The 23,532-nt window shown below is 52.4% G+C and carries 17 protein-coding genes and 1 pseudogene; 8 read left to right on the plus strand and 10 right to left on the minus strand.

The genetic code is table 11. From position 1 onward, the window contains the following. Positions 1 to 47: 47 nt before the first annotated feature. The 3 genes from QVO51_RS01595 to QVO51_RS01605 all read right to left on the minus strand — a co-directional run bounded on the left by QVO51_RS01595 (position 48) and on the right by QVO51_RS01605 (position 3,227). Positions 48 to 1,769, minus strand: a complete 1,722-nt coding sequence (locus QVO51_RS01595) for an ABC transporter ATP-binding protein (protein WP_022356953.1) — start codon at positions 1,767 to 1,769, stop codon at positions 48 to 50. A 105-nt stretch (positions 1,770 to 1,874) separates the two neighbouring features. Further along, positions 1,875 to 2,477 (minus strand): HD domain-containing protein, encoded by a 603-nt coding sequence (locus QVO51_RS01600; RefSeq protein ID WP_022356954.1) that lies wholly within the window; start codon positions 2,475 to 2,477, stop codon positions 1,875 to 1,877. 51 nt (positions 2,478 to 2,528) lie between these two features. Next, positions 2,529 to 3,227 (minus strand): ATP-binding protein, encoded by a 699-nt coding sequence (locus tag QVO51_RS01605; protein ID WP_022356955.1) that lies wholly within the window; start codon positions 3,225 to 3,227, stop codon positions 2,529 to 2,531. Positions 3,228 to 3,316: 89 nt separating this feature from the next. On the opposite strand from QVO51_RS01605, the gene QVO51_RS01610 reads away from it, so the two are divergent. Continuing rightward, positions 3,317 to 3,970, plus strand: coding sequence for a Crp/Fnr family transcriptional regulator (locus tag QVO51_RS01610; RefSeq protein WP_022356956.1), 654 nt, complete (start codon positions 3,317 to 3,319; stop codon positions 3,968 to 3,970). A 160-nt stretch (positions 3,971 to 4,130) separates the two neighbouring features. On the opposite strand, the gene QVO51_RS01615 is transcribed toward QVO51_RS01610, so the two are convergent. The 5 genes from QVO51_RS01615 to QVO51_RS01635 all read right to left on the minus strand — a co-directional run bounded on the left by QVO51_RS01615 (position 4,131) and on the right by QVO51_RS01635 (position 10,588). After that, the gene (locus tag QVO51_RS01615; protein ID WP_022356957.1) at positions 4,131 to 5,753 is read right to left on the minus strand and encodes a metallophosphoesterase; all 1,623 of its coding nucleotides are present in this window, start codon (positions 5,751 to 5,753) and stop codon (positions 4,131 to 4,133) included. A gap of 15 nt (positions 5,754 to 5,768) precedes the next feature. Next, positions 5,769 to 7,301, minus strand: a complete 1,533-nt coding sequence (gene cls, locus QVO51_RS01620) for a cardiolipin synthase (RefSeq protein WP_022356958.1) — start codon at positions 7,299 to 7,301, stop codon at positions 5,769 to 5,771. Positions 7,302 to 7,357: 56 nt separating this feature from the next. After that, positions 7,358 to 8,809, minus strand: coding sequence for an LCP family protein (locus QVO51_RS01625; protein ID WP_022356959.1), 1,452 nt, complete (start codon positions 8,807 to 8,809; stop codon positions 7,358 to 7,360). A 128-nt stretch (positions 8,810 to 8,937) separates the two neighbouring features. Continuing rightward, positions 8,938 to 10,017 carry a leucine-rich repeat protein gene (locus QVO51_RS01630; protein WP_022356960.1) on the minus strand — a complete coding sequence of 360 codons (1,080 nt, stop codon included), beginning with the start codon at positions 10,015 to 10,017 and terminating at the stop codon, positions 8,938 to 8,940. A gap of 28 nt (positions 10,018 to 10,045) precedes the next feature. Further along, positions 10,046 to 10,588 carry a hypothetical protein gene (locus QVO51_RS01635; protein ID WP_015559013.1) on the minus strand — a complete coding sequence of 181 codons (543 nt, stop codon included), beginning with the start codon at positions 10,586 to 10,588 and terminating at the stop codon, positions 10,046 to 10,048. A gap of 211 nt (positions 10,589 to 10,799) precedes the next feature. Here QVO51_RS01635 and QVO51_RS01640 point away from each other — a divergent pair, with 211 nt between their 5' ends. The 7 genes and pseudogenes from QVO51_RS01640 to QVO51_RS01670 all read left to right on the plus strand — a co-directional run bounded on the left by QVO51_RS01640 (position 10,800) and on the right by QVO51_RS01670 (position 19,945). Beyond that, entirely contained in the window at positions 10,800 to 12,311 is a 1,512-nt protein-coding gene (locus QVO51_RS01640) for a sialate O-acetylesterase (RefSeq protein ID WP_022356961.1), read from the plus strand. 188 nt (positions 12,312 to 12,499) lie between these two features. After that, positions 12,500 to 13,417 carry a cation diffusion facilitator family transporter gene (locus QVO51_RS01645; RefSeq protein ID WP_022356962.1) on the plus strand — a complete coding sequence of 306 codons (918 nt, stop codon included), beginning with the start codon at positions 12,500 to 12,502 and terminating at the stop codon, positions 13,415 to 13,417. 107 nt (positions 13,418 to 13,524) lie between these two features. Beyond that, the gene (locus QVO51_RS01650) at positions 13,525 to 14,739 is read left to right on the plus strand and encodes a 6-phosphofructokinase (RefSeq protein ID WP_022356963.1); all 1,215 of its coding nucleotides are present in this window, start codon (positions 13,525 to 13,527) and stop codon (positions 14,737 to 14,739) included. 17 nt (positions 14,740 to 14,756) lie between these two features. Then, positions 14,757 to 15,638 carry a zinc ribbon domain-containing protein gene (locus QVO51_RS01655; protein ID WP_022356964.1) on the plus strand — a complete coding sequence of 294 codons (882 nt, stop codon included), beginning with the start codon at positions 14,757 to 14,759 and terminating at the stop codon, positions 15,636 to 15,638. Between the two features lie 145 nt (positions 15,639 to 15,783). Next, positions 15,784 to 16,284 carry a MarR family winged helix-turn-helix transcriptional regulator gene (locus QVO51_RS01660; RefSeq protein WP_022356965.1) on the plus strand — a complete coding sequence of 167 codons (501 nt, stop codon included), beginning with the start codon at positions 15,784 to 15,786 and terminating at the stop codon, positions 16,282 to 16,284. A 13-nt stretch (positions 16,285 to 16,297) separates the two neighbouring features. Continuing rightward, positions 16,298 to 18,040 carry an ABC transporter ATP-binding protein gene (locus tag QVO51_RS01665; RefSeq protein ID WP_022356966.1) on the plus strand — a complete coding sequence of 581 codons (1,743 nt, stop codon included), beginning with the start codon at positions 16,298 to 16,300 and terminating at the stop codon, positions 18,038 to 18,040. Further along, positions 18,040 to 19,945 (plus strand): annotated as a pseudogene (locus tag QVO51_RS01670) (ABC transporter ATP-binding protein). Before QVO51_RS01665 ends, QVO51_RS01670 begins: the two are co-directional and overlap by 1 nt. A gap of 67 nt (positions 19,946 to 20,012) precedes the next feature. Here QVO51_RS01670 and QVO51_RS01675 read toward each other — a convergent pair. Further along, positions 20,013 to 22,820: an ABC transporter permease gene (locus tag QVO51_RS01675; RefSeq protein WP_022356969.1), complete on the minus strand. Its 2,808-nt coding sequence runs from the start codon at positions 22,818 to 22,820 to the stop codon at positions 20,013 to 20,015. Next, complete coding sequence (locus QVO51_RS01680; RefSeq protein ID WP_015559006.1) at positions 22,817 to 23,509, minus strand: ABC transporter ATP-binding protein; 693 nt, start codon at positions 23,507 to 23,509, stop codon at positions 22,817 to 22,819. The genes QVO51_RS01675 and QVO51_RS01680 overlap by 4 nt, the downstream gene beginning before the upstream one ends. Positions 23,510 to 23,532 lie beyond the last annotated feature (23 nt).

Here is a 23,532-nt window from a genome sequence, read left to right on the forward strand (position 1 = left end):
TATACCGCCACACCTTGGGGATTGTCCCCTTCTGTACCTTTGCCATATTACGCATCCTCCTTCCGGAACTGGGATTGATAGATCTCCTGGTATACCGGGCAGGATTCCAGCAGCTGTGCATGGGTGCCAGCGCCTACCACTGCCCCATCCTCCAATACCAGGATCTGATCTGCATGCTGTAGGGAGGAGGTTCGCTGGGACACGATGAACACCGTGGGATTGCCGGGCATTTCCCGGATCGCCTTTCGCAGTGCCGCATCCGTTGCAAAATCCAAAGCAGAGGCACTGTCGTCTAAAATCAGGATCTTCGGATGCTTCACCAATGCTCTTGCAATGGTGAACCGCTGCTTTTGCCCACCGGACAGGTTTTTGCCTCCTTGCTCCAGTTCAAAATCAAGTCCGCCCTTCTGGGCAAGCACCTCTCCTGCCTGAGCTGTCTGTACCGCCTCCAGCAGCTGGGCATCCGTAGCATCCGGATTGCCCCACCGGAGATTGTCCCGGATCGTCCCTTTGAACAGTACTGCCTTCTGGGGCACTACGCCGATCCGGTTTCGCAGATCATCCAGAGGATACTCCTTGACATGGATTCCGTCCACCAATACCTGTCCAGCCGATGCATCATAGAACCGGGGGATCAGATTCACAAGAGAGCTTTTGCCGGAGCCGGTGGAGCCGATGACACCGATGGTTTCGCCGGGACGGGCAGCAAAGCTGATATCTGACAAGGAATCATCCCCGGCGTTTGCGTACCGGAGGGTCACATGGTCAAACTCCACTGCATAGGAGAAATCCTTCGGTGCAGGCGCTTGTTCCGGTGCATCCAGGGAGGAACGGATCTCAAAGACGGACTGGATCCGGTTGCCGCATGCCACGGACTTAGTGATATTGATAATCAGGTTTGCCAGCTTGATCAGTTCCACCAGGATCTGGGACATGTAGTTGTACAGGGCTACCACAGCTCCCTGGGAGATGAGTCCCGCATCCACCCGAAGAGCACCGGTATACACCAGCCAGATGATTGCCAGATTGATGAGAATGTAGGTCACCGGGTTCATGAGCGCAGAGATCCGCCCCACATACTTTTGTGTCCGGGTCAGATCCAGGTTGCAGTCATCAAAGCGGCTGATTTGCTCCTCCTCCTTGCAGAAGGCACGGATCACCCGGACGCCGGTGAGGTTTTCCCGGGTTGCACTGAGCACGCCATCCAGTTTCCGCTGCACCCGTTTGTACAGGGGGATGCACCAGAGCATGATGCCGAATACCACCAGGGACAGCACTGGAATGGCGGCTGCAAAGATCAGCGCTGCCTTTACATCAATGGTGAACGCCATAATCATGGCGCCAAATACCACAAAAGGAGAGCGCAGCAGCAGCCGGAGGGTCAGATTCATACCGGACTGAACCTGGTTCATATCACTGGTCATCCGGGTAATGAGGGTGGAGGTGCCTATGGTGTCCAGCTCTGTGTAGGACAGCCCCTGCATGTGGTCAAAGAGGGCATGCCGCAGCTTCGTCACAAAACCGACGGAGGCCTTGGCGGCAAAGTACTGGGCGGTGATGGAAAAAAACAGTCCCACAATGCCCAACCCCACCAGCAGCAGGCACATGCGAACCACATATCCCCGGTCGCCGCCGGCAATGCCTGTGTCGATGACGGCAGCAATCACCAGGGGCACCAGCAGTTCCAGCAATGCCTCAAGCAGCTTGAACAGAGGCCCCAACACCGTCTCTTTTTTATAGCTTTTCATATACGCCAATAATTTGAACATAGGGTTCCTTCTTTCGAGCATAATACAGCATTAATTATACCACGTTTCCTACAGTCATGCAAGAATTACCGGCATAAAAAAACCGCAGGATCCTGCGGTTTTTGGTTATGCATTTGTATCGTTCCGGATCCTGCCCTGCTCTACATTGGGCAGAATAAAATGTTGATAGGCATATTCCCATAGCTGCGCTGAGCCATCCGGCGTGATCTGATTCCGTTTCAGGATCTGGCTGAGCCGGACACCGTGCTCCGCCCAGGCTTTTCCGTCAGTTGCGGCGTTCAGCATCACTGGCTGAAAGTTATCCATGGCATGTGCAAACCGTGCCTCCGGGGTATCTCCCCGGTTGAATTCCTCCCACAGTGCTCGGAATGCCCGTCCTTGATCCGGGGGCAGTATGCCGAAAATGCGATCAGCTCCCTTTGTTTCCCGCTCCTGTTCCGTTGCCTTGGCTGCCGCATCGTATGCATAGGTATCCCCTGCATCGATCTCCACCAGGTCATGAATCAGAAGCATGGTCACTGTTTTCAGAAGGTCGATGGGTTCGTTGGCGTGCTCTGCAAGAAGAATTGCCATCAGTGCAATGTGCCAGGCATGCTCTGCGTCGTTTTCTTTTCGGATTGCCCCGGTCAGATAAGTCTGCCTGCCGATGCGCTTTTCTTTGTCGATTTCCCGGATAAAAGCAACCTGCTGCTCCAGTCTGTTTTCCATTTGTTCCGCCTCCCGGTATCAGTATAGCAGAACGGAGCTGTTTATGCAAGCCTATTCCGGCAAAATCCTGCCATCCGTAGAAATGGTGACCACCCGGAAGGAAACATGATTGCCGGTGGATGCCACAGCGGTTCTTGCAGCATGCTCCAGTCCGCCACAGCAGGGTACCTCCATGCGCACTACCGTCACGCTCTGAATGGTGTTGCTGCGCAGGATCTCCGTCAGCTTGACAGCATAATCTGCGTCATCCAGCTTCGGACAGCCGATCAGAGTGATCCGTCCCCGGATGAAATCCTGATGCATGGATGCATAGGCATAGGCTGTACAGTCCGCTGCAATCAGCAGGTTTGCCTGATCAAAATAGGGTGCATGTACCGGAACCAGCCGGATCTGTACCGGCCACTGCTGCAAAGCGGAAGGCTGTCCGGATGCTGTATGGCTGCATGCTTCCTGCACTGGGTGCAGCCGCTTTGCATGGGTACCGGGACAGCCGCAGGGCAGGGACTGCGCCTGCTGCATTTGATGAGCTTTGACCGCTGCTTCGTCATAGGCGGCAGCCTCACGCTCCACAAAGGAGATGGCACCGGTGGGACAGGTGGGCAGGCAGTCCCCCAGCCCATCGCAGTAGTCGTCCCGCAGCAGCTTTGCCTTGCCGTTCACCATGCCAATGGCACCCTCGTGACAGGCGTTTGCGCACATACCGCAGCCATTGCATTTCTGTTCATCAATCTGAATGATTCTTCTGATCATTTTAAAATCCTCCATTTTCTTGACCGTCTGTATGCATTGTACTATAATGAGAATGATAAATCTGTTGTTATTCCAACAAAGGAGGGCTTATGGATATCTCTTTTCTTTCCAAGACCCGGCTCTTTGCAGGCGTGGAGCCGGACGTTTTGACGAAATTACTGGAGCAGGTGCATACTTACAGCCGGAGATTCGCAAAGGGAGAAGCCGTGCTGCATGCGGGAGATCCGGTGACCCATATGGGACTGGTGCTTCAGGGCAGTGTGCTGATTGCCCATGAGGATTTGTGGGGCAACCGGAGTATTCTTGGCAGAGCCGCTTCGGGAGAAGTCTTTGCGGAAACCTATGCTTGCGTGACCCAGGAACCGCTGCCCATGCATGTGACAGCGGCAGAGCCGACCCAGGTATTATTTGTGCATGGCGCAGAGCTGCTGCATGCCGGAACCTCCGGTTTGTCAGCACCGGTTACTGCCAATCTTGTACGGATGCTGGCGCAGAAGAACCTGAGCCTGTCCGGAAAGATCCGGCACATTACCCCAAAAACCATCCGGGGCAGACTGCTGTCCTATTTATCCGCCCAATCCATCCGGCAATCCAGCTATGTGTTTGACATTCCCTTTAACCGACAGCAACTGGCGGATTATTTGAATGTGGACCGGAGCGCCATGTGCCACGAACTGACACGGATGCAGCGGGAGGGTCTGGTGGATTTTCATAAGAATTCCTTCCGGCTGATTCAGCGGTAAGCAAAGCGCCTGTGTGCGGATGCAACTAATCATTTTTTCAACATCCGCCGCAGCTGTACCATATCCGCAACGGATACCGTACCGTCCGCATTGACATCCCCCCTGCTGGTGGTCAGAGCAATAAATGTACCGAAATCAAAAATGGGCAGTTGTGTACATATTATTTCGTTGGAGGTAATATTGTATTATCTTGTTGAATCTCATACCACGTTGTTAGTATATTTGAATACAGTTTCTGCATTTTTTTTATTTCACGAGAGACTTTATAAATATCGGTTTCAAAATATTCTTTTGGCAGCAATGCTACTTCATTTTTTGTCCCACTCACCATTAAAGGATTGGATTTTTCACTCTCAATCAACTTCAGATAATTGTAATATAGTAACGGACATTTATCTTTCAATAACGCTGGTACATTCGGATATACCAGCTTTTTAATTATATCAGATGCCCAATAGCTTGTTATAGTCATATCTACTGGGTTCACATATATATGGTTATAAAAATCTATGTCAATAATACAACCATGAATCCGCCCGTGTCCACCGATTTGCCTAATTTCTTTGGAAATTCTTTTTTGATAGGTTGTATATTTTTCCAAAGGTGCTTTAATAGCTGCAACCATTGTATCCATGTTATCATAATAATATTGTACATTTTTTACATCCAGCTTTTTCAATGCCCCTCCATTCATTATTGATAATGAACCCGTTATTGCTTTATGAATAAAACAATAATATCCATTTTTCTTTAGCATATAAATTGTGTTAATCTGTCTGTTGAAATTCATACACGTATTTTTTCCACGAAAGAAATCCTGATATTCCTGAGATGTAATCTCATATACGCCATCTTCAAAGTTGCAAAAATAATCATACTCTCCATTTATCAAGAAATTTTTTAGATGTGGGCTTTCATTTCTATATCCAATCTGGTTATCAGCATATAACCTTTTTACGCCGTCGTCAAAGAATGTATTTCTATGGTTATGCCCACTGACATAAACAAAATTGTCATGATAATTTATATCTGCACACCAATCTTTCTTTGGTGTATGAGTGAAAATAATTGTATTTTTCTTTGCTAACACATCTGTCAACTTATCATATAGTTGCTCAAACTTTTTACTTTCAAGAATCTCTGTATTTCTATCAATAGTGGCTCGATACGCACCATTATTTGCATTGAATTCTTCATTGTAACCAGAGAATCCAAGCCCACCTAAAATTGCTAATCTTGTACATCTCAATTTTGCTGAAATAGATGAATTGTCTAACTGTATCAGTTCATTGTATGGAATGACCCCCATGTCATTAGATTCGTTCTCATAAAACAGTTCATTATGCAACAAATACATTCCGTTTTCCTGTAATACAGCTCTGTATTTTTCAGCAATCTGTTTTACTGACAGTCCTGGAAAATTCCAAAGCTCATGATTACCAAGGACAAAAATAAAATTTCTTTTTTCAAAAAATATTTCAGATCTTTCATACAAGCTATCTGCTGATTTTCTAAGCCTTCTCACAAACATCTCAAACACCGAAAAGTCTGATGAAACATCTCCACCAATGAGCGTTAATTTATTACTTTCACGTAAAATATCATCGATGATTTTTTGAATAATATAAATAGCATCTTTTTTTGATATACATCCCGCATTTATAATTCTACGCATTAAGTGTAAGTCGGAAATGTAGCTTATTCTATTTTGACTTCCCCAATGTATACCATTATCAACGGGAGCGATTCTCCTTGATGCCTGTAACAGTAGCGATGTTGCCATATCCATTTCCCCTCCTTACAAAAACGGCGAGAAGATCCGGAGCAGCTTGCGCATGCTTCGGCGGAACCGGGAAGTACGCTGACACATTTCCATGGTATAGGGCATGGACTGCTGCATGGTTTCTGTCAGGTCAGACTTGATCTGGCCGATCACATCCCTGCCGTATACCATAACTCCGTTTTCAAACAGAGCGTAAAAACTCCGGTAGTCAAAATTGGTAGTTGCCACCATGGCTGCCGCATCATCTGCCACGATCAGCTTTGCATGTACAAAACCGGGCTTGTATTCGTATACCTTAACGCCGGCTTTGATTAGTGCCTGGTAGTTGGAGCGGGTCACGGCGTGTACATACCACTTGTCCGCTATGTGTGGGGTAATGATGCGCACATCCACCCCACTGGTAGCAGCCAGGCACAGGGCGTTGAGCATTTCGTTTTCCAGAATCAGATAGGGCGCAGTGATCCATACATACCGCTGTGCGCCGTTGATCAGACTGGAGTAGGTATCCCGCCCGGCACGCACCTTGCCGGCAGGGCTGTCGCAGAAGGGCTGTACCAGGCTGTCCGCATTCTGGGGCTTGTCGATCAGATACTTTTGCGGCATCGGATCCTCTTTGACAACAAAGCCCCAGGATTTCAAAAAGGTATGGGTCAGTGCCTGGACAGCACTACCCTCCAGCATCAGCCCTGCATCCTTCCAGTAGCCAAAGCGTTCGATTTTGTTGATGTACTCGTCCGCCAGGTTGATGCCGCCGGTAAACCCGATTACCCCGTCAATGACTGTGATCTTCCGGTGATCCCGGTAGTTCATGAAGCTGTCCACCGCTGCCCGGTATGGATTAAAGGGGTAAACCTGAACCCCCATATTGCGCAGTTCCCGACGGAAGCTGCGGGTCAGTTTACTGATGGTTGCAATGTCGTCATACAGGATCCGGACTTCAACTCCCTGTCTGCACTTTTCCGCCAGGATCTTTTTGACCTCCTGCCACAGATAGCCGTCGTTGATGATGAAGTACTCCATGAAAATGAATTTCTTTGCAGTGCGCAGCTTTTCCAGGTACACCGGAAAGAAGCTTTCACCATTGGGGAAATACCGGGTAATGGTATTGGTAAATACAGGTGCATTGCAGCTGCGTGCCAGATGGAGCATTTCCCGATGAAAGGGATGATGCTTGCAGGCGTACAGGGAATCCGGCTGAAAACCGCCAAAGGGGATTTTGTCCAGATGCTCACTGACTGTGGCACAGCGGCGGCTAGCCTGACCTGCCTGCTTGTTATGCCGCAGGATCACATACAGAGGCCATCCGGCAATGGGTGCAGCCAACAGTACAACGATCCAGATGGTGTGAAAGGGCGCATGCTTTTCATCGTTGGCAATGCTTAGAGAAATGACTGTGCTAATGAAACCTACTACAGCGTGAATGTACACGGAGCGCATGCCCAGATACAGAAAGGGCAGGATCAGCGCAATGATCTGGAGCAGGATCAGAAAGCTGGTGACAAAAAGACGGCTTGTAATGATATCACGGATTCGTTTGAATAACTGCATGTTGCAACCTTTCTTCAGATGTCTGGGTGTCTGTACACCCAATGAATCATATGGTTTTACTCAGCGGCGAATACTTGTTCCTTCAGCAGCTCCCGGTTGGCGTCCAGATCCACCACCAGTGCCCAGCCTGCGTTGGTGTTCCGGTCATCCGTATAGGTGCCATCTGCCGGGATCTGGATCTGGGTCATTTCATAGTTCAGCAGGAAAGGCATCCGCAGGGACAGCTGGTACAGCTCTCCCTTGGTCATGTTGGTGCGGATCTGAGGCAGTGCGGAGGACATGAGCCGCTTCATACCGGCAGCACCGGAGTTTTTCAGACTGGTTACAAGCTGGGTCAGCACTTCACGCTGCCGCTCAGTACGCTGAAAGTCTGCATTGCCCACATGCCGGATCCGGCTGTAGCACAGAGCCTGCTTGCCGTTGAGGATATACTTGCCCCCCTGGCTGAGCAGATCGGCATTTCGTGCATCTCCCAGAATGCCATTGACTTCGTCCTGGAGGATCTGGTTGATGGCCTGTGCTTCCGCATCACTGACCGTGATCTCCACGCCGCCAACTGCATCCACAATAGAGGCGAAGGAAACAAAGCTGATCTCAATATAGTCATCGATCTTCACACCCAGATTCTCCTGGATGGTGTCCATCAGCAGCTCCGGTCCCCCGAAGGAATATGCGGCGTTGATCTTATTTTTGTCCCTGCCGGGAATGTCCACATACATATCCCGCATCAAGGAGGTCAGAAAGATTTTATCCGTTTTCTTGTTGATGGAAAGCAGGATCATGGAGTCGGATCTGCCTCGGGTATCGTCCCGGCTGTCCGAGCCGATCAGCAGCACATTGGTCACATAGGGCTCCGACAAAACCGTCTTGGAGGTTGCGATGCGAGTTCCACTGTCCACAAAATCCAGCTTGTTGATGCATTTCAGCGCCAGGAAGGAATACAACGCAAACACCAGTACCGCAAAGCTCAGGGCACTGAGCAGAATACGGGTCAGGCAGCCGGCTCTGCGGCGACGCTTTTTCGGAGTGGCTTTCGGCTTCCGGCTTTGACGGGCTTCCGGATTCTGATGGGGTGTCTCATTGGCTGAACGGGAACTGCCCTGGGATGCTCTGCGGTGGGTGTTGCTTCCCTGCTGTGTTCTCCGTTGAGGCGGAGCCTGCCGGCGTTCAGTTTCCTCATAGGCAGTGCGGCTCTGCTGACCGGCATGGGGGTGGTACTGCCCTTCCGGAGAATCGGTACGCAGGTCGTATGCGCCGTAATCCTGTCGGTTCAGCACAATGGTCTTGTCTGCATCGCTGATTTTTTGGGGTATATGGGGCTGTTCCCGCCGGGGAGTCGTCTGCTGCTGGCGGGCGGGAGTGGGATTCCGGTGATCGCCGGAAACCGGATTTGCTGTTTGTTGTCTGGGGACAGCCTGTGGGTGGGGCGTGTCTGCCTTGGGTGCCTGGGGAATATGCTTTGGACGAGGCATATCCGAGTTGTAGTTCCGATCTCTTGGATCTGCCATAGTTCTCTCTCCTTTTGTTCTGAAGTGGCTGTTTCTTTGTGTTACCCTTCTATTATAGCATGTTTGCGGGGAAAGTCAATTATGCGCCGGTGTAAAAAGGAGCATCCGGTCTGGATGCTCCCTGTTTGTTATGCGTTTGATACACCGCCCGGATCCTGTCCTGCCATAATCATTGCGCAGTATCGCAGGATCTTGCAGGCATCGTTAACATCAATGGTTCCGTTGGAATCTATATCTGCACGCTGCCGCTGCTGCCAGTCCAGATAACTCCAATCCCCTACTAGCTGCCGGGCACTGCACTGCAATACCAGGATGGCGTCTGCCACGCTGATCGTGCCGTCCCCGTTTATATCCCCCAGTTCGGGCTGGGCACTGTTGGTGGTTGTGGTTGTCTGGATGGGCGGCGCAGTGGTCTGAGGCACTGTGGTAGTCGTAGTTGTAGAAGTAGTAGTGGTGGATGATGTAGTTGTTGTTGTCGTTGTTGTAGTGGTGGTGGTTGTCGTTGTCGTAGTCGTTGTTGTAGTGGTCGTCTGCTGCGGATCCACAGTTCCGAGAGCACGGAAGGTGATCCTGGCATTAGAAGCATATGTTTCTGCATAGGAACCGGTGTAGCCATAGATGGTCAGCTTGGAGCAGTTACTAAAGGAGTCCAGCGCAATGCTGCTGACGGATGCCGGAATGGTCACAGAGGTCAATGCGGTACATTTGTAAAAGGCAAAATCACCGATTGAGGTGACTCCATCCGGAATGGTCAGGCTTTGCAGTCCGGAGCATTTGTAAAATGCACTTTTCCCGATGGTTTTTATGGTGCTTGGCAGGGACAGACCGATCAGTGCCGTGCATCCGCTGAAGGAAGCAGCACCCAGGGACGTAATGCCGTTGGGTAGATTTACAGAAGTCAGCTTCGTACAGTTTGCAAAGGCGGCAGCGCCGATCGTGGTGGCGCCGGATACAGAAACGGACTGAATGGAGTCCCGGCTGTCATACCAGGGGCTTGGCTCGTAAGAGGCATAATCCGTCATTTTGCCGCTGCCGCTGATGTACAAGGTGGAGCCGCTTAAGCTCCAGGTCAGGTTATCTCCGCAGGAATTGTCTGCTGCCGCCGCAGTCAGCTGTGTGGCTTGGGGCATCAGTCGATACCGCTCCTCCACCGGTACCACCAGCAGGGCGGCTGCCAGACCAACAGCCATCCAGTTTCTCAGTTTCATAGTTCATTCCTCCTGTTTTTATACAGTTTTATTTGCTTCTCCCAAGGATTTTGGGCTTGAACCAGTTCCGGTAGAACAGGAGCATGCCCCCAAGCGCATAATCATAGCACAGGAACATGCCGAGCAACAGCACGGAGATCACCGGCAGTGCGTATCTGCCAAGTCCAGCAAACTCCTGCGCAAGCTCCTTGAGCCCCAGCACATAGATGGTGGCGTAATAATCCGCAGCAAAACAGATCCCTGCTGTCAGGCATTTCCCCAGCCAAACCAACGCTTTTCCTGGTAGCTTTTCCAGCTGCTGCCGGAGAATGGGGTAATGTCCAAAAAACAGGATAAAGATCAGTGCTGCTTCCTTGTCAAATGTGACGAAGATGGACAGCAAACTGACGGCTGCGTAGGTCAGAACCGCCCAGCCGGTGCCGATCTCTGATACGATGATCAGCAGCAGTGCCCCAGCCACCATGGGCAGTGCCAGGTACAGCAGAGGCATGACGCCGGTCAGAAACATCAGAAGCAGACACAGGGCTGTGATAATTCCGCCCAGTGCCACCCGATAGCTGATTCGCTGCATGCTCCGCCTCCTTCATGTAATTATTATAAGTATACCAAATGAATCCGGGTTTGTCAATGTGTAATGTGTATGTCTGTCAAACATGTAGCGGCAATTCGGTCAGATTCCTTGCAATTCGCCGATATCCATGCTATACTATATCTATGTACGCACATAGGCAACAATAAGGAGTTCCCTTCAGCAGGGATGCTCTGAATCAGGAGGCAATCACATGTTCAAAGCAGCAGCGATTTTCAGCAGCCACATGGTATTGCAGCGTCAAAAACCCATTGCAGTCTGGGGCAGCTCCAGCCACGATACGGTTGCCGTTTCCTTCAACGGTATCACCGTCAAGGGCACTGTTTCCAACGGTACATGGCGCATCCAGCTGCCACCTATGGAAGCAGGCGGGCCTTATGAAATGCAGCTGACCAGCGGTGGGGAAACCATCACCTTTGTAAATGTCATGCTTGGGGAAGTGTGGCTGGCAGGAGGGCAGTCCAATATGGAACTGGAGCTGCAAAACGCCAAAAACGGAGAGGCAGTCCTGGCGGCTCTGACGCCGCAGGTTCCCGTCCGGTATTACTACACCCAGAAGCAGCGCTTTCGGGATGCACAGTTTGAGTCCATCGAGGAAAACACCTGCTGGGCGGAAGCATCCCCGGAAAACAGCCGGGCATGGTCTGCGGTGGCATTCTACTGCGCCCGTCGCCTTGCCCAGCGGCTTGGTGTCACTGTGGGCATCATTGGCTGCAACTGGGGCGGCACCTCCGCAGCCAACTGGATGAGCAGGCAGCGGCTGGAGGCATGCACCGAGCTGCGCCCCTATCTGGATGACCTGGACAAGGCCATGGAGGGTAAAACGCTGGAGCAGCACATCCGGGAATTTGACGAATACCTCGCTTATTCGGAGGAGTGGAACCGGAAAAAGGATGCCTGTTACCAGGAGCATCCGGACTACTCCTGGGACAAGGTGCAGGAGGTCTGCGGCAAGTGCCTGTTTCCGGGGCCCATGGGGCCGAAGAACGAGTACCGCCCGGCGGGTCTGTACGAAACCATGCTGCAGCGGGTCTGCCCCTATACCCTGCGTGGATTCCTGTACTATCAGGGAGAATCCGACGATCACCGTCCCCAGTTGTACTACCGGCTGTTTACGGAGCTGATCGGACAGTGGCGGCAGGACTGGGAAGACGATACCCTGCCCTTTGTATTTGTTCAGCTTCCCATGTTCCGCTACAAGCAGGATGCGGATCACAAGCACTGGTGCCTGATCCGGGAGGCACAGATGCGGGCATACCAGACCGTAAAGCATACGGGCATTGCTGTGATCCCGGACTGCGGCGAGCTGGACAACATTCACCCAACTGACAAGGAACCGGTGGGAGAACGGCTTGCGATCCAGGCAATGCAGGTTGCCTATGGCATCCAGGATCCGGATCAGGATACGCCCATGTTCCGGGACAGCTATGTGACCGGCAACACAATGCATATCCGGCTCACCGGCGCTCCCAAGGGCTTTCTGCCTGTGGAGCACCCCACGGGCTTTGAATTGGCTGGCGCAGACCGGATCTTCCACCCGGCAGAGGCGGTGCTGGGAGAAAACCAGATCACACTGCGTGCAGAGGGGATCTCTGAGCCGGTTTACGGCAGGTACGCCTGGACAAACTATATGGAGGTACAGGTATTCAGCAAAAATGGCATACCCCTTGCCCCCTTCCGCACCAGCCCACAGGATGCCCTGTAAGAATTCCTGCATCCTACACAGATTTGCACAAGATTCTTGTATAGACTGCTGAAAAACACAGAATTAGCCATAGGAAACTGTTGACTTTTCATAACTGCAAACCTATAATGAAGTAACATAGGCAATACCGCATAAGGTTCACTTGCCGGCTTTGTCTATACTTTTGCAGACATAAAAGGAGGCATCCTATGATGCAGCAGCAAACAAGCAAGCAAATCGCCATGCATGTATCTGTCGTTTCCATTGTATGGAACATCATTCTGTCCGCTTTCAAGCTTTTTGCGGGTATTATCGCCCATTCCAATGCCATGATCTCCGATGCAGTGCATTCTGCATCCGACGTATTTTCCACCATCATTGTCATGATCGGCGTCAACATCTCCAGCAAGGAGCGGGATGCGGATCATCCCTACGGCCACGAGCGCTTTGAGAGCCTTGCTGCCATCGTCCTGGCGCTGGTGCTGCTGGCAACCGGACTTGGCATCGGTTATGTGGGAGTCTGTGACATCATCGGCGGAAAAAATGCGGAACTGGAGATCCCCGGTATGCTTGCGCTGGCGGCAGCGATCCTGTCCATTGTTATCAAAGAGATGATGTACCATTACACGGTGCATTACGCCAAGCAGATTCACTCCGATGCTCTGAAGGCGGACGCCTGGCACCATCGCTCCGATGCGTTCTCCTCTGTGGGCAGCCTGGTGGGCATTCTCGGCGCAAGGCTGGGCTTTCCGGTGCTGGATGCAGTGGCAAGCGTGGTCATCTGCCTGTTTATCCTCAAAGCATCGGTTTCCATCCTCCGAGATGCAGTCAGCAAGCTGATCGACCGTGCCTGTGACCCCAAGGTGGAGGAGGCTATGGCAGAGGAGATCCTGGCAGTTCCGGATGTACTGGGGCTGGACGATCTGCGCACCCGTATGTTCGGGCCGAAAATTTATGTGGACGTGGAGATCAGCGCCGATGAAAATCTGCGGCTCAAGGATTCCCACGCCATTGCGCAAAATGTACATGACAGACTGGAGGAAAAGTTCCCCTCCATCAAGCACTGCATGGTGCATGTGAACCCGGCGGAATCCTCCGCTCCGGATACCCATGCCCCTGCACAATAACCCTGCGCCCTGTCCGGTTCCCTCTCTCACAAGACCGGACGGGGATACACTTGCCGCAGCGGGATCCGAGCCGCATGCTGCAAAATAAAAATTGTGAGGAATAGAATATGAATATCGTTATCGCACAATCCGGCGGCCCTACCTGCGCCATCAATGCCACCCTGGCAGGCGTATACCTGGAAGCATGCAAGCATCCGGAAATTGAAAAAATCTACGGCTCCCGCAACGGCATTGAGGGTATCCTCCATGAGCGCCTGGTAGATCTGCGCTCGTTGCTGCCGGATGCAGAACAGGTGGATCTGCTCTGCCGCACCCCTTCCACTGCGTTAGGCTCCTGCCGGGTAAAGCTGCCCCTTGCAGAGGAGAATACCACACCCTATGAAACCATTCACAACGCTCTGAAAGCCCATAGCATTGACGCCTTTTTCTACATCGGCGGCAATGATTCCATGGATACAGTGGCAAAGCTGTCGGCATATCTTACCTCCGTTAACAGCCCTATCCGTGTCATTGGCATTCCCAAAACCATTGACAATGATTTGATGTATACGGATCACACACCGGGCTTCGGCTCCGCAGTGAAGTATGTGACCACCACCCTGGCGGAAATCGCCCAGGACAGTGCGGTCTACAACCTGCCCTCTGTCACCATTGTGGAGATCATGGGACGGGATGCCGGCTGGCTCACCGCCTCCACCTGCCTGTTGCATCATAACGGTCTGGAGGCACCCCATCTGATCTACCTGCCGGAGATCCCCTTCAGCACAGAACGGTTCATGTCGGATGTGCGCCGGATGCACGCAAGTCACAAGTCCGTGATCGTAGCAGTCTCCGAAGGGATACGCCTCAGCGAGGGCGGATATGCTGCAGATGATTTCCAGTCCGGTGAGAACGATGCCTTCGGGCACAAGTACCTGGCTGGCGTGGGCAAATACCTGGAAAATATGGTGCGGAAGCATCTGGGCTGTAAGGTGCGCTCCATCGAGCTGAACGTGATGCAGCGCTGTGCAGCGCATCTTGCCTCTGAAACAGATATTTCCGAATCCTTGCAGGTGGGAGCCTGCGCCCTGTGTACCATGCTGGAGGGCAAAAGCGGTTGCATGATGACATTGCAGCGTACCGGAGATGCACCATACGGCATTACCATTTCTACTGTGGAAGCACAGCGTGTGGCAAACCGGATCCGCCTGTTCCCCCAGGAATGGATCACGCCAGACGGCAACGGAGTCTGTGACGAGGCGATCCCCTACTTCCTGCCTCTGATCCAGGGGGATCGACAGCCCATTATGCGCAACGGCATGCCGGTACATTTTACGCTGTAATTCAGAAAGGAATTATTATGATTTGTAAAAACTGCGGTACGGACAATCCGGAGCAATCCATCTTCTGTAACCACTGTGGCCAACTGCTGACGGATCAGCCTGTCTCCCAGCCGGAACAAGTGCCTGCCATGCCCCAGAGTATGCAGGATATGCCAGAAGAAGTGCAGTTGACTATGCCGGAGGAAACGGAAGAACCCAAACGCTCTCCGCAACCGGTGATCGTAGCCATGCTCCTGCTGCTTGCAGTGATCGGTCTGGCAGCCGGCGTGATCTATTACATGACCCGGGACAAACAGACGGAGGAAAGCTCCCGTGACAGCAATGCCCTGGTGATCGATCTCATTACCACCACAACCCATACCCAGCCTGTTGTGACAACCATTGCATCTGCGACCACCACGGAAACTACCACAGTGACCACCATCACCACACAGCCGGAGGAAGTCACAACAGAAGCCGCCACAACGACTGCACCAACCATCACGACGGACGCACCGACCCAGAATACGAAGCCTGCAAAAACGACCGCCCCCGGAACCAAACCGGACACAGGGGTCACGCCGCCGCGTCCGGCAAATCCATTACCTCTGTCCTCTGTCACAGGAGACTGGACCATGTGTCCAGATGATCTGGGACTTGAGGAATCTATGCAAGCGATCCTCACCATTGGCACCAACGGAAAGCTGACATTGAATATTTCGACCAATGGACAGGAAATGATGTCGGACAGTCTCCCCTATTCCTACGATCCGGATACCCATCTGCTCCAGGCTGTGCAAAACGGAGAAACCGCCTATTTGTTTCTGGAGCTTACGAATTCCAATACTTTGCGCCTGTATTCATACGATTTGTCTACGGGCATCAATTTAACTGATTTTGTGATTATGGTTCGGCAATAAACACCATCAAATTGACCTTTCCCGCAAAGGAAAGGTCAATTTCTTTTGTGAGGTATGCCGATTGACTTTCCGGGCAGGATATACTATAATGGTGGAAAACAATTAAACGGTTAATTGTTAGCTAGTAACGAAAGGAGGATGCCCATTGAAATCATACAGTGGTCTGGTAGGAAAGATGGAACGGGTACATCTGCTTCGGCGGATGTTTTCACAGCAGCTCACCAACAACACCACCCTGCATTTCGGTCAGGTGCCGGTGCTGCTGTACATCTGGAAGCATGACCGATGCACACAGGTGGATCTGGCAGAAGCACTGCATGTGACCCCTGCGTCCATTGCCACTTCCACAAAGCGCCTGCAAAAGGCGGGCTATCTGACCAAAACCATAAACGAGGACAATCTGCGGTGCAAGCAGTTGTCCATTACAGAAGAAGGCAAACGAGCGCTGGAACTGCATAAGGCACCCTTTGATGCCTTTGAGGAGGCGGCTTTTTCCGGATTCAGTGAACAGGAACTGAACACCCTGGCTAATTACCTGGATCGGATCGCCCAGAACATGGCGCAGCATATCGGAGAGGAACTGCCCCCGGACAATTTCTTTGCCATGCAGGCATTTCTCAACCGGGTGATGGAGCAAGCAAAGTAAGGAGGAACCGAACTTGATCAAAAAACTACTCTCCTGTGTGGGAGAATACAAAAAATATGCGATTCTGACGCCCATTGTCATGATTGGTGAGGTTGTCATGGAGGTACTGATCCCCCTGGTCATGGCAAAGATCATTGACGTAGGAATCCAGGGCGACGGCGGCATCAGCTACACCGTCAGAATGGGCTGCCTGATGATCGGTATGGCGCTGCTGTCCCTGTGCTTCGGTGCGCTGGGTGGCAAGCTGGGCGCAAAAGCGGCAATGGGCTTCGGCAAGAACGTCCGGGCAAAGCTGTTCTATAAGATACAGGATTTCTCCTTTGCCAACATGGATAAGTTCTCCACCGCATCCCTGGTGACCCGTCTGACAACGGACGTGACCAATACACAGAATGCATTCATGATGATGATCCGCATGGCTGTCCGTGCCCCCATCATGTTAATCAGCGCTCTGATCCTTGCTTGTCTCATCAATGCAAAACTGGCAGTGGTATTCCTGGTGGCGATCCCGATTCTGGGCATTTCCCTGTATCTGATCGCTTCCCGTGCAATGCCTCGTTTTGAAAGAATGCTCCGCAGCTACGATACCATGAATGCCTCCGTACAGGAGAACCTGACCGGCATCCGGGTGGTAAAGGCATTTGTCCGGGAGCCCAAGGAAATCAGCAAGTTTGAAGCCAATGCGGATGAAGTACGCCGTACCCAGATGCAGGCGGAAAAGCTGGTCATCCTGAATATGCCCATTATGCAGCTTTGCATGTATGGCTGTATTCTGGCGGTACTCTGGTTCGGCGGAAAGATGGTCATCGGCGGCACCTTTGCCATTGGTGAGCTGTCCAGCTTCATTTCCTATGTGACCCAGATCCTCATGTCCCTGATGATGATCGCCATGGTGTTTATTATGACCATCATCTCTCTGGCTTCCGCACGGCGTATAGTGGAAATCTTCGACGAGGACATCGACATCAAGGACAATCGGACCAACCCGGATCTCAAGTGTGAGGATGGCTCCATCTCCTTCCAGGATGTATGCTTCAGCTACGCCAAGGACGGGGAAAACCTGACCCTGAGCCATATCAACCTGGACATTCACCCGGGTGAAACCATCGGTATCATTGGCGGCACAGGCTCTGCCAAGACCACCCTGGTGCAGCTGATTCCCCGGCTGTATGATGTATACAGCGGCGAACTGCTGGTGGGCGGTCACAATGTGAAGGATTACACCCTGGATCACCTGCGGAATGAAGTGGCTATGGTACTGCAAAAAAATGTGCTGTTTTCCGGAACGATCAAGGAAAACCTCCGGTGGGGGGATGCCAACGCAACGGATGAGGAACTGGTTGCCGCATGCAAAGCGGCGCAGGCTCACGATTTCATCACACAATTCCCGGACGGCTATGACACCATGATCGAACAGGGCGGCACCAACGTTTCCGGCGGTCAGAAGCAGCGGCTTTGTATTGCCCGGGCACTGCTGAAAAAGCCCAAGATCATCATTCTGGATGATTCCACCAGCGCTGTGGACACCGCAACGGACTCCAAGATCCGGCAAGCGTTCCGGGAGCAGCTGAAGGATACCACTACCATTATCATTGCACAGCGTATTTCTTCCGTTTGCGATGCAGACCGGATCTTAGTTCTGGACAACGGCAGGATCGATGCATTCGGCACCCACGAGGAGCTGCTGGCGGGCAATGAGATCTACCAGGAAGTTTACAACAGCCAGCAAAGCGGCGCAGCAAAGGAGGGATTGTAATGCCGGGGCCCACCAGAAAACCCATGCAAAAGCCCCAGAACGTGGGGGCAACTTTAAAGCGGATCTTTCAGTATATGGCGGCAAGCAAGGGCTTGCTGATCGGTGTGTTCCTTGCTATTCTGTGCAGTGCATTGGCACAGATCATCGGCACATCCTTCCTGCAAAAGGTTATCGACAATTATCTGGAGCCCATGCTCAAGGCATACAGCTCGGAGCTGATGACCGGCTTTATCCGCACCCTGCTGCTGATGGCAGGCGTATATCTAATCGGTGCCGCATGCACCTACTTCTATCAGCGGGTCATGATCAGCATTGCCACCCGGACACTGTACAAGATCCGGACGGATATGTTCAACAAGATGGAGCATCTGCCCATCCGGTTCTTTGACACCCATGCCCATGGGGATCTGATGAGCCACTACACCAACGATACGGACACCATCCGTGAAATGCTCAGCAATACGGTGACCCAGTTCATCTCCTCCTCCATTACGGTGGTGGGCGTATTCATCATGATGATTTACTACAGCTGGCAGTTGACCATCCTGGTGATCCTGACTCTGATACTGATGCTGTTCATCATTGCCAAGATCGGTGGCAAGAGCGGCGCATACTTCAAGAAACAGCAGCAGGAAATCGGTAAGGTCAATGGCTATATTGAGGAGCTGATCGAAGGACAGAAGGTGGTCAAGGTATTCTGCCACGAGCCGGAATGCAAGGCGGAATTTGATGCGCTGAATGCGGATCTTTGCGATGCAGCCACCAACGCAAACACCTTTGCAAACATTCTGATGCCCATTATGGGAAACCTGTCCCATGTGCACTACGCAGTGACAGCCATCGTAGGCGGTATCCTTGCCATCAACGGGGTGCTGAGCCTTGGTACGGTGGTGGTATTCCTTCAGTACACCAGAAGCTTCTCCCAGCCGGTGACCCAGCTGTCCCAACAGTTCAATGCGGTGCTGACCGCCCTGGCTGGTGCAGAGCGTATCTTCCGTCTGATCGATGAGGAGCCGGAGGTGGATGACGGCTATGTAACGCTGGTAAACGCAGAGCTTGCGTCGGACGGAACTCTGACGGAAACCGATCACCACACCGGTATCTGGGCATGGAAGCATCCCCATCATGACGGCACCCTGACCTATACAAGGGTGGCTGGCAATGTGGAATTTGACGATGTGACCTTCGGCTATGAGCCCAACAAGACAGTTCTGAAGGATGTAAGCCTGTATGCAACCCCCGGTCAGAAGATTGCCTTTGTGGGCTCCACCGGTGCTGGGAAAACCACCATTACAAACCTCATCAACCGGTTCTACGATGTGCCGGACGGAAAGATCCGGTACGATGGCATCAACATCAACAAGATCAAGAAAGACGACCTGCGGCACTCCCTGTCCATGGTGCTCCAGGATACCCACCTGTTCACCGGCACGGTAATGGACAATATCCGGTACGGCAAGCTGGACGCTACGGACGAAGAGGTCATTGCAGCGGCAAAGCTTGCCAATGCCCACGGCTTCATCACCCACCTGCCCCAGGGCTATCAGACCATGCTGACCTCCGACGGCATCAACCTGAGTCAGGGTCAACGGCAGCTGCTTGCCATTGCCCGGGCGGCTGTGGCGGATCCCGGCGGCTGTGGCGGATCCCCCGGTACTGATTCTGGATGAGGCAACAAGCTCCATTGACACCAGAACCGAAGCCCTGATCGAGAAGGGTATGGATCGGCTGATGGAGGGCAGAACCGTATTCGTGATCGCCCACCGGCTGTCCACCATCCGGAATGCCCACGCCATTATGGTGCTGGAGCACGGACAGATCATCGAGCGAGGCAATCATGAAACCCTGCTGGCACAGAAAGGCAAATACTATCAGCTGTACACGGGTATGTTTGAGCTAAGCTGATCTCGGATAAAAACACGAAAGCGCATGGTTTGTTTGAACCATGCGCTTTTTCTATAGGCAAATACCTTTAGTTGATTTCCCGGATCACCTGTGCGGCATCGCTCTTTTCCAGGCTCCGGAGTGGAACCAGAGTGGACAGCACCGCAAAGACCAATCCAACCCCAAGCGCAATCAGTGCGCCGGGCAATAGAAACCAGATCCACCGTGAGGTGTAGAAGCTGGAATACACCAGGTACAGGCAGATTCCCCCGGCAACCAGGCTGCTGCCAACAGCTGCCTTCACCACATACCGGCAGGCTTCACTGAGCAAAGTCAGCCGTATTTGCTTGGCGGACATGCCCACTGCCCGGAGCATCCCCAACTCGTGCCGTCGGTTCAGAATGGCTGTATTCATAGTGTTCATAATGGTGAACACGCTGATGCCCAGCAGGATCAACACAAAATGATAGCACAGCCGGGTGAACAGATCCAACACAAACTGGGTGGTCTCCACTTCCGCCGAGCATTCCCCGTCGTACTCGGTAAAAAAGCCCGCCTGCTGCTGTTGGGCAAGCCACTCCTTTGCCTCCTGCTGCTTACCAGGAGCATAGTTCATGGTATAATGGGTAACATCTCGCTTCCATTCTCCCTGATAATCCCGGAGAAAACAGTATTCCTCAAATCGATCCACGTCCACGATACCATATAGCGTGGGGCTGGAGTTATAGGTGGTTTCCCCTATCAGCTCGGAACAGCCTGCACTGTTAAAGACACCGGAAATGGTAACTGCTTCCCAGATCGGCTCAAATTCCCCATCCGGCTTCTCCGGAGCCTTGGGGATCTTATTTACCAACAGCTTTGCCTGGATCGGCTCAGCGGAGGGTTTCAAAAGCTCCACCTCCCTGTGATATCCAGCAGATAAACCCGAATCCCGTTCTACATACACCAGCGCCGCACTTCCCAGATACAAGCCGCCGCTGCTGCAAAAATCTGCGTAGCTCAATCCCACAGCCTTCTGATACTTTGCTTCATATTCCGTCTGATCCACAGGCTGGAAGAACACCCCCAGCTCCGTAGCATCATATACATCCGGATACTCCGCATGGTTTTCTCCGAGTCGGCTCTCGGCAAGTCCGGACAAATCCACATTCAATGTCACCATGTCAGAAACATAGCAATCCGTAAACATACCACTTTTCCGGATTTGGGCAAGCCCCTCTGCGGCGGTATACCGCTCCGCACTGACAGATGCTCTGACATCATATATACCTGCCATTTGCACGCGCAGGATATACTGAATCGTCCGGTTCAGCCCGTAGCAGGTCATAAACATGACCATGCCCATAGCAACGGAGAACATGGTGATCCGGTAACGCTTCTTGTTGCGCTTCTGGTTCAGTCGGGCAAAATACAGGGCAAAGCCAAACCGATGCCGGGTTCTGCATACTTTGTGCCGGATCTTTTTCTCCTTCTTGGGTTTGCCGAATTGAGCCGCCTGCATGGGATCCACCTTTGCCGCCCACATGGCAGAGGTGTACGCCGAGATCAGAATGGACCACAGGGCAATCAGCACGGTAAGCAGCATAACGGGCGCATACAGGTGAAACTGCACACAGGACAAGTATTCCACCGCTGTTTCAGAGCCAAGATTTTTCACGCTGGCACAGAAATGTTGCAGATCTCCGTACCCCAGCAGGCAGGCACCCCCCATGCCTAAAGGGATGGCTACAATAGCATACAGAATCCCCTCCAGCATGACCATAACGGCAATCTGCCACCGGGATGCACCCACTGTCCGCAAAATCGCAAACTGCCGCACCCGTTCCTGTGTGGACATTTCAAAGGCGTTGTCGATGACAAGGCGGATAAAGAAAAACAGGAAGATGCCCAGCAGGAATACCAGACCGAAAATTCCAGCAAATTTCGTCATAGCGTCATCCCCGCGCAGCTCCATGGTCAGCAGACCCTCGTTCTGGGTCAGTCGGTCTTCGGCACCTAGAATGCCTCCCAGTCCCACCTCTTTCATCAGTGAATCGAGGGTGGACGTATAATCCACTCCATCCCGGATCCGGCAGTAGGCAACCGCCGGCGTGGCGCTTTGCAGGGCGCTCAGCTGCGTGTCGGAAGTATGTATAACAGCATACTCCCCAAAGCCCACCACCCGATAGGTTGCCTCCACAGATGCACCAGTCTGCAACATTTCCTGGTCGTCTGTCATACTGCCGGAATAGGCAGTGGTTCCGTTCTGCACTGCAATGTGGATCGTATCCCCGATCTGGTACCCCTTGCCCTTGACCTGGGATCCCACTCCGATCATCTTCAGCCAGGAATCATACCGCCCCTCCCGCATGTCCAGGGGCAGGACGATCTCCCCTGCCTGTTCCGGCATACGGCCAATGGGAGAACTGGGAAAGATGCTCAGATCCTGACCGATCAATTGCATCAGATTTGCATCGTAATTGAGAAAGCCGGAGGAATAGCTGTTGACGGTTGTGCAGCTATAATCATCCAGCGTAATGCGCCAGCAATTCAAACGGGTACCAGGCTCTGCGTTATACAGCATATTATAGTTCATGGGCAACGTCTGGTCGTATGCAAAATTCCTCGGGCTGTAGGAATAGATCTCCCCATATTGTTCAATGACATCGTGATGCCGGAGAACATCAAAGCCCTCCGGCGTGATCTGTTTGCCATCCGGTGCGGATGCACTCACCTGAAAGTGGTAGCTGCCGTACACCACCCGGTAAAGATTCCGGACACTGTACAAGGCGGAGCTGCCGAATACACCGCAGATTCCCACCACAAACACCGCCAGCGTCAGGCATACCGCCGTCAGAAAGGTGCGCAGCTTTTGTTCCCGCAAAAACCGCCAGGACATTTTCAGTAAGTATTTCATACGCCCTCCTCTGCACCGTCCCACAGCCTGCCGTCCAGCATATGCAGCACCCGGTCAGCATGGGCTGCCACATGCCCATCATGGGTAATCAGCAGCAGGGTCTGGTTATACTTCCGCACAGAATTCTGCAAAAGGGTCACGATCTCCCGGCTGTTCCGGCTGTCCAGGTTTCCGGTCGGCTCATCTGCCAGCAGCAGCTTGGGCTTTGCAATCAAGGCTCTGCCAATGGCAACACGCTGCTGCTGACCGCCGGATAGCTGATGGGGATAATAATCCCGTCGATCCGTCAGCCCCAGAATTTCCAGCAGCTCGGACAAATAGTCCTGATCCACCTCCTGGTTATCCAGACTCATGGGCAGGGCAATATTCTCCGCCACATTCAGCACCGGGATCAGATTGTAGGATTGGAATATGAATCCCACATTCCGGCGCCGGTATGCGGAAAGCTGTGCATCCGACTGACCGGCAAGGCTTTGTCCCCCAATGATGATCTCACCGGAGGTGGGCGTATCCAGCGCCCCCAGCAGGTTCAGCAGAGTGGTTTTACCGCTTCCGCTTTCCCCCACCAACGCAACAAATTCTCCCGGCTCAATCTGCATGGTCACATCGTCCACCGCCCGGACAGTGGTTTCTCCCCGTCCGTACACCTTTACAAGATTTTTGGTTTCTACAACATATGTATGATCCATCAGAATCCCCTCCTTTCCTATAG

This window comes from Ruminococcus sp. CAG:379 (genome assembly GCF_000434255.1).
In the GTDB taxonomy this organism is placed as follows: domain Bacteria; phylum Bacillota; class Clostridia; order Oscillospirales; family Ruminococcaceae; genus Ruminococcus_F; species Ruminococcus_F champanellensis.

Coding starts and splice junctions, on each gene's coding strand:
- QVO51_RS01640 (WP_022356961.1), top strand. CDS start 10,800: ATGTTCAAAGCAGCAGCGATTTTCAGCAGCCACATGGTATTGCAGCGT.
- QVO51_RS01635 (WP_015559013.1), bottom strand. CDS start 10,588: ATGCAGCGAATCAGCTATCGGGTGGCACTGGGCGGAATTATCACAGCC.
- QVO51_RS01655 (WP_022356964.1), top strand. CDS start 14,757: ATGATTTGTAAAAACTGCGGTACGGACAATCCGGAGCAATCCATCTTC.
- cls (WP_022356958.1), bottom strand. CDS start 7,301: ATGCAGTTATTCAAACGAATCCGTGATATCATTACAAGCCGTCTTTTT.
- QVO51_RS01680 (WP_015559006.1), bottom strand. CDS start 23,509: ATGGATCATACATATGTTGTAGAAACCAAAAATCTTGTAAAGGTGTAC.
- QVO51_RS01600 (WP_022356954.1), bottom strand. CDS start 2,477: ATGGAAAACAGACTGGAGCAGCAGGTTGCTTTTATCCGGGAAATCGAC.
- QVO51_RS01610 (WP_022356956.1), top strand. CDS start 3,317: ATGGATATCTCTTTTCTTTCCAAGACCCGGCTCTTTGCAGGCGTGGAG.
- QVO51_RS01605 (WP_022356955.1), bottom strand. CDS start 3,227: ATGATCAGAAGAATCATTCAGATTGATGAACAGAAATGCAATGGCTGC.
- QVO51_RS01615 (WP_022356957.1), bottom strand. CDS start 5,753: ATGGCAACATCGCTACTGTTACAGGCATCAAGGAGAATCGCTCCCGTT.
- QVO51_RS01675 (WP_022356969.1), bottom strand. CDS start 22,820: ATGAAATACTTACTGAAAATGTCCTGGCGGTTTTTGCGGGAACAAAAG.
- QVO51_RS01630 (WP_022356960.1), bottom strand. CDS start 10,017: ATGAAACTGAGAAACTGGATGGCTGTTGGTCTGGCAGCCGCCCTGCTG.
- QVO51_RS01650 (WP_022356963.1), top strand. CDS start 13,525: ATGAATATCGTTATCGCACAATCCGGCGGCCCTACCTGCGCCATCAAT.
- QVO51_RS01595 (WP_022356953.1), bottom strand. CDS start 1,769: ATGTTCAAATTATTGGCGTATATGAAAAGCTATAAAAAAGAGACGGTG.
- QVO51_RS01625 (WP_022356959.1), bottom strand. CDS start 8,809: ATGGCAGATCCAAGAGATCGGAACTACAACTCGGATATGCCTCGTCCA.
- QVO51_RS01645 (WP_022356962.1), top strand. CDS start 12,500: ATGATGCAGCAGCAAACAAGCAAGCAAATCGCCATGCATGTATCTGTC.